The sequence below is a fragment of the Aeromonas oralensis genome, from assembly GCF_049665575.1.
Taxonomy (GTDB): Bacteria; Pseudomonadota; Gammaproteobacteria; order Enterobacterales; family Aeromonadaceae; genus Aeromonas; species Aeromonas hydrophila.
Window position 1 is genome coordinate 4,776,126 of the sequence record NZ_CP187186.1, and the last position, 8,729, is coordinate 4,784,854.

The following is an 8,729-nucleotide window of genomic DNA, read 5'->3' on the forward strand; positions in this document are numbered from 1 at the left end:
CGCAATCAGTAGAAGGTTTTGCCCTGGGCGGCCATCTCACGCAGCTTGTCGCTGACGCGGTAGAGCGGGCCCAAGTCGGCATACTGGTCGGCCATGGCCACGTAGCGATCCAGACCGATAGTGTCCAGATAGCGGAACACGCCACCGCGGAAGGGAGGGAAGCCCAGACCGTAGACCAGCGCGATGTCGGCTTCGGCTGGCGTGGCGACTATGCCCTCTTCCAGACAGAGCACCACCTCGTTGATCATCGGGATCATCATGCGAGCGATGATGGCGTCCTTGTCGAAATCCTGTTTCGGCTTGGCGATGGGGGCCAGCAGCTCGTAGCTGGCTGTGTCGGCCACCTTCTTCGGCTTGCCCTTCTTGTCCTGCTCGTAGGCGTAGAAGCCCTTGCCGTTCTTCTGACCGAAGCGATTCACTTCGTACATCACGTCGATGGCAGTGCGGCCTTCCTTGCTCATGCGTGCCGGGAAGCCCTGCGCCATCACGTCACCGGCGTGGTGGCCGGTGTCGATGCCGACCACGTCCAGCAGGTAGGCGGGGCCCATCGGCCAGCCGAACTCTTTCTCCATTACCTTGTCGACGGCTGCGAAGTCGGCGCCATCGGCGACCAGCTTGTTGAAGCCGAAGAAGTAGGGGAACAGCACGCGGTTGACGAAGAAGCCTGGGCAGTCGTTGACCACCACCGGGGACTTGCCCATGGCGGCAGCGTAGGCCACCACGCGGTTGATGGTTTCATCGGAGGTCTGCTCGCCGCGGATGATCTCCACCAGTGGCATGCGGTGCACCGGGTTGAAGAAGTGCATGCCGCAGAAGTTTTGCGGGCGCTTCAGCCCCTTGGCCAGCAGGGAGATGGGAATGGTGGAGGTGTTGCTGGCGAGCACGGCGTCTTCGCCGATGATCCCTTCCACTTCGCCCAGCACGGCGGCCTTCACTTTCGGGTTCTCGACCACGGCTTCGACCACCACATCCACATGCTTGACGTTGTCATAGCTGAGGGTCGGCGTGATGGCGGAGAGCACCTGGCCCATCTTGATGCCGTCGATGCGGCCCTTTTCGAGCTGGCCGTTGAGCAGCTTGGTGGCTTCACCCATGCCAAGTGCCAGCGCCTTCTCGTTGATGTCTTTCATCACCGCCGGAATGCCCTTGCTGGCAGACTGGTAGGCGATGCCGCCCCCCATGATGCCGGCACCCAGTACGGCGGCGTGGCCAGTGGCCTTGTTCGCCTGTTTGGCGGCCTTCTTGGCCAGCGCCTTGATGTGCTGATCGTTGAGGAAGATACCGACCAGCGCCTTGGCGACATCGGTCTTGGCCAGCTTGATGAAGCCTTGCGCCTCGACGGCCAGCGCCTCGTCACGGCTCATGCCGGCAGCGGCTTCGACGGTTTTCACCGCCGTCATCGGCGCCGGATAATGTTTGCCCGCCACGGCGGCAACCATGCCGGCGGCGGTGGTGAAGCTCATCATGGCTTCCAGTTTGGAGAGGCGCAGCGGGGCTTTCTTGTCGGCACGACGGCTCTGCCAGTCCAGCTTGCCTTTGATCGCGTCCTTGATCATCTGCAGCGCAGCGCTCTGCAGTGCCTCTGGCGCGACCACGGCGTCGATGGCACCCACCTTGAGGGCGTCATCGGCACGGTAATCCTTACCGGTGGTGATCCACTCAAGCGCGTTGTCGGCGCCGATCACTCGCGGCAGACGGACGGTGCCGCCAAAGCCCGGCATGATGCCGAGTTTGGTCTCGGGCAGGCCAATCTTGGCTGTGGTGTCGGCCAGCCGGAAGTCGGTGGAGAGAATGGTCTCGCAGCCGCCGCCCAGGGCGTGGCCCTTGATGGCGGAGAGGGTCGGAACCGGCAGGTCTTCGATGGCGTTGAAGATGTCGTTGGCCTTTTTCAACCAGCCGAGCAGATCAGCCTGCGGCAGATCGAACAGTTCCAGGAATTCGGTAATGTCGGCGCCGACGATGAAGGCGTCTTTGCCGGAGGTGAGGATCAGACCTTTTAGTTCACGTTCTTGTTGTAATGCGGCGATCGCTTCGCTCAGGGAGAGCAGGGTGGCGCGATCCAGCTTGTTGACTGAACCCGGAGCATCGAACCTCAGCTCGGCAATGCCGTCTTCGAGGTAGCTGACCGTCAGGGTTTCGCCTTGGTAGATCATGAGAGTGTCTCCTTGTTCCCACATGGTGGGGGGTGGTGCTCCTTTATCCCCAGCAGGGGGCGAGGCTCACTATTGATCCAAAATAAGACAATTTCAACACCTATTTAAAACATTCGTTTAACAGATCTCGAGTAAAAGCTCGCCTCAGATTAACAACCAAAATAAAGGCGTCTGATGACGCCTTTATTAACCTTGTGTGGCCTCAGCTGGCCAGCTCGGGCCGGTCGCGATACTGGCTCAGCACCTCGGGATCGGCGAGGGCGTGGGTGTTGTTGACGGGCCGGTTGTGCACTACTTCCCGCACCGCCAGCTCCACTATTTTGCCGGATTTGGTGCGCGGAATGGCGTCCACCTGCAGGATGCGGGCCGGCACGTGACGGGCGGTGCAGTGCAGGCGCACCTGCTGGCGGATGCGCTCACGCAGCGTTTCGTCCAGCATGAGGCCTGGCTTGAGCTTGACGAACAGCACCACCCGCTCGTCCTGTTGCCACTGCTGGCCGATGACGATGCTCTCTTCTACTTCCTCCAGCTGCTCGACGTAGCGGTAAATCTCGCTGGTGCCGATGCGCACGCCGCCCGGGTTGAGGGTAGCGTCGGAGCGACCGTAGAACAGGATGCCGCCGGTCGGGGTCAGCTCGATCCAGTCGCCATGGCACCAGATGTTGTCGAACCGTTCAAAATAGGCGGCGTGGTACTTGTCGCCGCTGGCGTCTCCCCAGAAGCCGATGGGCTGGGCCGGGAAGGGCTTGGTACAGACCAGCTCGCCTTTTTCCCCCTGCACCGGCTGGCCTGCTTCGTTGAATACCTGTACCGCGAGGCCGAGGCCGCGTCCCTGGCTCTCGCCGCGGTAGATGGGGCTGATGGGGTTGCCGATGACGAAGCATGAGCAGATGTCGGTGCCACCGGAGATGGAGCTGAGCTGCACATCCCGCTTGATCTGCTGATAGACGTAGTCGAACCCCTCCGGCGACAGCACGGAGCCGGTGCTGCAGATAAGCCGCAACTGCGGCAGCTGGTGGGTCTTGATCGGGGCATAACCCTGCTTGTGCAGCGCATCCAGGTATTTGGCCGAGGTGCCGAACAGGGCGACCTCTTCGTCGCGGGCGAGATCCCACAACACGTTGCCGTCCGGGTAGAAGGGGGAGCCGTCGTAGAGCACCAGGGTAGCGCCGGAGGCGAGGGCGCTCACCAGCCAGTTCCACATCATCCAGCCGCAGGTGGTGAAGTAGAAGATGCGTTCCCCCGGCTTGATGTCGCAGTGTAGCTGGTGCTCTTTCAGATGTTGCAGCAGGGTGCCGCCGATGCCGTGCACGATGCACTTGGGCTTGCCGGTGGTGCCGGACGAATAGAGGATGTAGAGCGGGTCATTGAAGGCCATGGGCTCGAACTGCAGGCTGGCATCCGGCTGACCGGCCAGGATCTGGCACCAGTCGTGGCCAAGCTGCAGGGGGTGGCCCAGCAGGGGGATCATGACTGTCTGCTCTATGCTGTCAATCTGGCTGACAACCCCTGCCACTTTGTCCTGAATGTCGATGGCCTTGCCGTTGTAGCGATAGCCATCCACCGCAAACAACACACGCGGCCGGGTCTGGCCGAAGCGCTCCACCACGCTGGCTTCGCCGAAATCGGGGCTGGTGGAGGTCCAGATCGCCCCCAGGCTGGTGGTCGCCAGCATGGCCACCACGGTTTGCGGGATATTGGGCAGGTAGGCCGCCACCACATCGCCCCGGCCGATTCCCTGGCCACGCAGCCACTGGGCCAGCCTGGCGACCTGATCCGCCAGCTCGCGCCAGCTCAAGAGCTGGCTGGGGCTCCCTTCGATGCGGGAGATGATGGCCGGCGTGTCATCCTGGCGGCGCAGCAGGTTTTCGGCGAAGTTGAGCCGGCTGTCCGGGAACCAGCGGGTGCGCTGCATCTCCTGGCGGTTCTCTGCCACTATGTTGCCGAGCTCGCCCTTGACGCCGCAGTGCTGCCACACCAGCGGCCAGAAACGGGTTGTCTTCTCCACCGACCACTGGTAGAGCTGGGCGTAGCTGTGCAGCTGCAGGCCGTGGAAGCGGTTGACCTCGGCCATGAAGTGCTGGAGGTTGGATTGCTGAATCCGCTCCTGATCCGGTTGCCACAGGCAAAGGTTGTGCATGAGTAGTCCCTGACTGCATGTATCTACCGGCAGTGTATTGAATTGTTTTTTATTTGTTAATGGTTGGTTTTTGTTTCATAACAAAAGCCTTGTAACGTATGCGTTACCTCACGAAGCGATTGCTTGACGGTTCGAGCCTTGATTCGCTTGATGTTATGCTGAAACCACATTTCTCCCGGAGCAGGACGCCATGAGCAGCTACAGCCAACTTTTTGCCCAGCACCTCGACACCTTGCAGCAGCGCACCCGCGACATACTGCAACAGCAGGGACTGAGCGGTCTGGCCATCCACTCCGGCCAGACCCACCGCATCTTCCTCGATGATCAGGATTACCCCTTCAAGGTGAACCCCCAGTTCAAGGCCTGGTTGCCGGTGCTGGACAATCCTCACTGCTGGTTGCTGGTGGACGGCGTGAACAAACCGGTGCTGCTGTTCTACCGGCCGGTGGATTTCTGGCACAAGGTAGCGGAGCTGCCCAACACCTTCTGGGTCGACTTCTTCGACATCCGCTTCCTGACTCGACCGGAGCAGGTTGCTGATCACCTGCCGGCCAACAAGCAGGAGTGGGCCTATCTGGGCGGCCACCTGGAGGTGGCCGAGCTGCTGGGGCTGGGCCAGCCCAATCCGGAGGCGGTGCTCAACTATCTGCATTATCATCGCGCCTACAAGACGGCCTATGAGCTGGAATGCCTGCGCGATGCCAACCGCATCGGGGTACGCGGCCACATTGCGGCCAAGGACTCCTTCATGGCGGGGGCGAGCGAGTTCGAGATCAACCTGGCCTACATGAAGGCGGTCGGGCAGGGGGCCAATGAGGCGCCCTACGGCAATATCGTCGCCATCAACCGTAATGCGGCCATCCTGCACTACACCCACCTCTCCGCCCAGCGGGTGCCCGATGCGGAGCGCTACTCCTTCCTCATCGACGCCGGTGTGGATGTGCACGGCTATGCCTCCGACATAACCCGGACCTGGGCCTGGCGCCGCGGTGAGTTTGCCGATCTGATTGCGGCGCTGGATGCCCAGCAGCAGGAGGTCATCGAGGAGATCAAGCCGGGTCGCCGTTACAGCGAGCTGCATCTGCAGATGCACCACCGACTGGCGCGCCTGCTGCAAGCCACCGAGCTGGTAGACATGTCGGTGGACGAGATGATCCATACCGGGGTGACCAATGTCTTCTTCCCCCACGGTCTCGGCCACTTCCTCGGCCTGCAGGTACACGATGCCGGCGGCTTCATGCAGGATGAGCGCGGTACCCACCTGTCTGCCCCCGAACAGTTCCCCTATCTGCGCTGCACCCGGGTGATGGAAGTGGGCCAGGTGTTCACCATCGAGCCGGGTCTCTACTTCATCGACAGCCTGCTGGAGCCGCTGCGCCTCGGTGAACAGGGCAAGCGGGTCAACTGGAACAAGGTCGAGGCGCTGCGCCCCTATGGCGGCATCCGCATCGAAGACAACGTGGTGCTGCACGCCAACGGGGTGGAAAACCTGACCAGACAAGCAGGGCTCTGATGGCGGCAGATTATTCCATACCGGCTGCACCGCTGGAGGTGAGTGAAGAGATCAAGAAGAGCCGCTTCACCACTTATATTGCCCACACGCCGACCGTAGAGGCTGCCAAAGCCTGGATCGGCGAGATAAAACAGCAACATCCCGGGGCCCGGCATCACTGCTGGGCCTTTGTTGCCGGTGCCCCGCAGGACAGTCAGGTGTACGGTTTCAGCGATGACGGCGAGCCCTCGGGTACCGCTGGCAAGCCCATGCTGGCCCAGCTGATGGGGGCCGGTCTCGGGGAGATCGCCGCCGTGGTGGTGCGCTATTACGGTGGGGTACTGCTGGGCACCGGCGGCCTGGTCAAGGCCTATGGCGGTGGCGTGGGCGCCGCCCTCAAGCAGCTCGAAACCCGTATCAAGCGCCAGCAGACAGCCTCCCTCATCCAGTGCGACTATACCGATATGGGAGCGGTAGAAGCGCTAATCCAGGCGCATCAGGGCCAGTTGCTGGCAGCCGACTACGGCGCCAGCGTCACCCTGCAGGTGGCGTGGGAATCCGCTGTTTGGAGCAGAATCGCACAGGAATTGACCGACCGAACCCAGGGTCGGGTATCCCTTCGTCCCTTAGATGGCTAGAATCCATCGCTCTTTTAGTCTGAAGAGGGAGCCGGAATGCAGATTCTGAGCATCATTCGTATCGTTGGCCTGCTGGTCGCGCTGTTCAGTTCGACCATGTTGCTGCCCGCGCTGGTCGCCTTTGGCTATCGTGATGGCGGTGGTGCCGAGTTCGTCAACTCCTTCTTCATCGCCCTGCTGCTCGGTGCCGCGCTCTGGTTTCCCAACCGCCATCAGAAGAAAGATCTCAGATCCAAGGAAGGCTTCCTCATCGTCGTGCTGTTCTGGGTGGTGCTGGGCAGCGTGGGGGCCTTGCCGTTCCTGCTGGGAGAGGTGCCCGGCATGACGGTATCTGAGGCCTTCTTTGAGTCTTTTTCCGGCCTGACCACCACGGGGGCGACCGTGCTCACAGGGCTGGATAACCTGCCCAAGGCGTTTCTGTTCTATCGCCAGCTGCTGCAGTGGCTGGGGGGCATGGGGATCATAGTGCTGGCGGTGGCCATACTGCCGCTTCTCGGCATTGGGGGCATGCAGCTCTATCGCGCCGAAATTCCGGGGCCGGTCAAGGACAACAAGGTCACCCCGCGCATCGCCGAGACGGCCAAGGCGCTTTGGTTCATCTATCTGTTGCTCACCTCCCTCTGTGCCCTGGCGTATTGGATGGCGGGCATGACCCTGTTCGATGCCATCTGCCACTCTTTCTCCACCCTGTCGGTGGGCGGCTTCTCGACCCACGACGCCAGCATCGGCTTTTTCAACAGCCCGGCCATCAACCTGATCACTGTGGTGTTTCTGCTGCTGGCGAGCGTCAACTTTGCCCTGCACTTCATGGTGTTCGCCCACAAGCCGGTACGGCTGAGCAACTATCTGCGCGACTCTGAGTTAAAGGTATTTCTGAGCATCCAGTGCGTGTTGGTGCTGATCTGCTTCGTTTCCCTGTTGTTTCACGGTCATTACGCCACCTGGCAGGAGGCGCTCAACCACGGTCTGTTTCAGGCGGTGTCGCTGGGCACGACCACCGGCTACAGCACGACCAGCTATGCGGAGTGGCCCTCCTTTCTACCAATGCTGCTGATGTTCTCCGCCTTCATCGGCTGCTGCGCCGGCAGTACCGGAGGCGGCATCAAGGTGATGCGCTTCATGATCCTGTTCCTGCAGGGGATGCGCGAACTGAAGCGGCTGGTGCACCCGCGCGCCATCTATACCCTCAAGCTGGGTCGTCGTGCCGTGCCTGAGCGGATCGTGGAGGCGGTGTGGGGCTACTTTGCCACCTACATCATTCTGTTCTTCATCTTTATGCTGTTGCTGTTGATGACCGGCTTGAACGAGGTGACCGCCTTCTCCGCCGTGGCGGCTGCGTTTACCAACGTGGGGCCTGGGCTGGGCGAGGTGTCGGCTAACTTCGGCAAGATCTCGGCAACGGCACAATGGATACTGGTCGTCGCCATGCTGTTTGGCCGATTGGAAATCTTCACTCTTCTGGTACTGTTTACCCCTGCATTCTGGCGTAGTTGAGGTTGGTATGGACAAGATTCTGGTGCTTTATTCTTCCCGTGACGGGCAAACACGAAAGATCGTCGATGCCATGCTGGCAGAGATCGAGGGTTGCGAGGTGGTGATGCAGGATCTGCACAGCCTGCCGAAGTGCAACCTCAGCAAATTCAAGAAGGTGCTGATCGGTGCCTCCATTCGTTATGGCAATTTCCATCCCAGCCTGTTCAGCTTTATTCACGCTCATCACGAACAGCTGGAAGTGGCCAACGCTGCCTTCTTCTGCGTCAACCTGACGGCTCGCAAGCCGGAGAAGCAGACCCCGCAAACCAACGCCTATATGAAGAAGTTTCTACGCCTCTCCCCCTGGAAGCCGAAAACCCTGGGGGTGTTTGCCGGTGCATTGCAGTACTCCCGCTATAACTGGTGGCAGACCCGCATTATCCAGCTGATCATGAAGATCACCGGTGGCAGTACGGATACCAGCAAGGACCTCGAGTTTACCGATTGGGAAAAAGTGCGTGGCTTTGCCCAGGAATTCTGGTCAAAAAGATAGCAACCCATCGTCCTGAATGGCCTGAGCCCCGCGGTTGCGGGGCTTTTTGTTGGATAAATAGGCGTTTGAACTGTTGGAAGCCAAAAAATGCCATTTTTTGCAAAAAGCCCTTGTCATCGCGGCGCGGCTCCCTATAATGCGCCCCTACCAGCACGGCAGAACACGCCAACCTGATGAGCCAGCTTCCTTGCGAAGTGGGCGCCGAAAGAAAAGCGAAAACAATCGCTTGACTTTCGAAGTGAGAGGCGTAATATGCGCCTCCTCAACGCGACAAGCGTGA

6 protein-coding genes are annotated in these 8,729 nt (G+C 60.6%); 4 read left to right on the forward strand and 2 right to left on the reverse strand.

The annotated features are described in order from the left end of the window. Nucleotides 1-5: 5 nt before the first annotated feature. Together fadB and ACPDZI_RS22400 are read right to left on the reverse strand one after the other, a co-directional pair. The gene (gene fadB, locus ACPDZI_RS22395; protein ID WP_438833812.1) at nt 6-2,153 is read right to left on the reverse strand and encodes a fatty acid oxidation complex subunit alpha FadB; all 2,148 of its coding nucleotides are present in this window, start codon (nt 2,151-2,153) and stop codon (nt 6-8) included. A gap of 202 nt (nt 2,154-2,355) precedes the next feature. After that, entirely contained in the window at nt 2,356-4,293 is a 1,938-nt protein-coding gene (locus tag ACPDZI_RS22400) for an acetoacetate--CoA ligase (RefSeq protein ID WP_438833813.1), read from the reverse strand. Nucleotides 4,294-4,483: 190 nt separating this feature from the next. Between ACPDZI_RS22400 and pepQ the strand changes: the two genes are divergently transcribed. The 4 genes from pepQ to hemG are packed head-to-tail and all read left to right on the forward strand — an operon-like array spanning nt 4,484 to nt 8,449. Then, on the forward strand, nt 4,484-5,806 hold the full coding sequence (gene pepQ, locus ACPDZI_RS22405) for a Xaa-Pro dipeptidase (protein WP_017410857.1): 1,323 nt from the start codon (nt 4,484-4,486) through the stop codon (nt 5,804-5,806). Next, a complete protein-coding gene (locus ACPDZI_RS22410; protein ID WP_268014055.1) occupies nt 5,806-6,423 on the forward strand; it encodes a YigZ family protein in 618 nt (205 codons plus the stop codon). The genes pepQ and ACPDZI_RS22410 overlap by 1 nt, the downstream gene beginning before the upstream one ends. A 36-nt stretch (nt 6,424-6,459) precedes the next feature. Further along, complete coding sequence (locus ACPDZI_RS22415; RefSeq protein WP_011704169.1) at nt 6,460-7,917, forward strand: TrkH family potassium uptake protein; 1,458 nt, start codon at nt 6,460-6,462, stop codon at nt 7,915-7,917. A 7-nt stretch (nt 7,918-7,924) separates the two neighbouring features. Beyond that, nucleotides 7,925-8,449: a menaquinone-dependent protoporphyrinogen IX dehydrogenase gene (hemG, locus tag ACPDZI_RS22420; protein ID WP_276844702.1), complete on the forward strand. Its 525-nt coding sequence runs from the start codon at nt 7,925-7,927 to the stop codon at nt 8,447-8,449. Nucleotides 8,450-8,729: the final 280 nt, after the last annotated feature.

Bases quoted from the DNA above. Each gene is read 5' to 3' on its own strand.
- ACPDZI_RS22415 (WP_011704169.1), top strand. From the start codon at position 6,460: ATGCAGATTCTGAGCATCATTCGTATCGTTGGCCTGCTGGTCGCGCTG.
- pepQ (WP_017410857.1), top strand. From the start codon at position 4,484: ATGAGCAGCTACAGCCAACTTTTTGCCCAGCACCTCGACACCTTGCAG.
- ACPDZI_RS22410 (WP_268014055.1), top strand. From the start codon at position 5,806: ATGGCGGCAGATTATTCCATACCGGCTGCACCGCTGGAGGTGAGTGAA.
- fadB (WP_438833812.1), bottom strand. From the start codon at position 2,153: ATGATCTACCAAGGCGAAACCCTGACGGTCAGCTACCTCGAAGACGGC.
- hemG (WP_276844702.1), top strand. From the start codon at position 7,925: ATGGACAAGATTCTGGTGCTTTATTCTTCCCGTGACGGGCAAACACGA.
- ACPDZI_RS22400 (WP_438833813.1), bottom strand. From the start codon at position 4,293: ATGCACAACCTTTGCCTGTGGCAACCGGATCAGGAGCGGATTCAGCAA.